The organism is Bacillus sp. mrc49, assembly GCF_002803435.1.
Genome location: NZ_PHNG01000240.1, coordinates 1 through 733 on the forward strand (window position 1 = coordinate 1; position 733 = coordinate 733).

Consider the following 733-nt stretch of genomic DNA (forward strand, 5'->3'; position numbering starts at 1 on the left):
GATGGTATTGAAGCAAACTCAGTAACAGTTTGCCCTAAATGCGAGGACGATAAAGGATAATGCCTGAGTACAAGACAGAAGCACAGAAGAAGAAGTTCTATCGTACCAGTGACTGGAACAATCTAAGGCAGCAGGCGTTGGATAGGGACAACTACGAGTGCCAACAGTGTAAGCGTGACGGTCGAGTGCATGTGGACTCTAAGAAGGTTGAAGGTGAACGTAAGAGTGTAGAGCTCAACGTCCATCATAAGTATGAGATCGAACACTATCCTATGCTTGCTTTGGTATTGGATAACCTTGAAACGTTATGCCTTCAATGTCATAACAAGATGCATGATCGTGTGTTTGGCCAGACTAACAAAAAGAAATGGGATGATGAGAAGTGGTGAAGTTAGCAAAGTTAAAGTGTATAACGCCTGTTGTTATTTACGGGAGAAATGAAGATGGCTCTGCTGATCAATGCTTTGAAGAAGGAAAGGAATATCTATTCTGTTTCGATGCAAAGAAGAATGAGATCTTTACCTACAATGATGTGCAGCAGGTTCATTTCTTCTCGCTAGATGATTATTACACGGACAAACATTTTGTTGTTTTATCTCTCGGAGAGGCAGAATCGTTTGGATTAGATGAGTTCAATCTGAATCGAATGAAACGGCTATTCAAGGAACGGTATAATTTCGAAGAATAATTAACTGAGATACCCCCCGGTCAAAAGTTTCACTATTTTTTTGAA

Annotated in this window: 2 protein-coding genes; both read left to right on the forward strand. The window is 40.4% G+C overall.

Annotated elements, in window-relative coordinates; translation table 11 throughout:
• Positions 1-59 precede the first annotated feature (59 nt).
• Complete coding sequence (locus CVN76_RS01745; protein ID WP_100530127.1) at positions 60-389, forward strand: HNH endonuclease; 330 nt, start codon at positions 60-62, stop codon at positions 387-389.
• A complete protein-coding gene (locus CVN76_RS01750) occupies positions 383-688 on the forward strand; it encodes a hypothetical protein (RefSeq protein ID WP_100530128.1) in 306 nt (101 codons plus the stop codon). The genes CVN76_RS01745 and CVN76_RS01750 overlap by 7 nt, the downstream gene beginning before the upstream one ends.
• Positions 689-733: the final 45 nt, after the last annotated feature.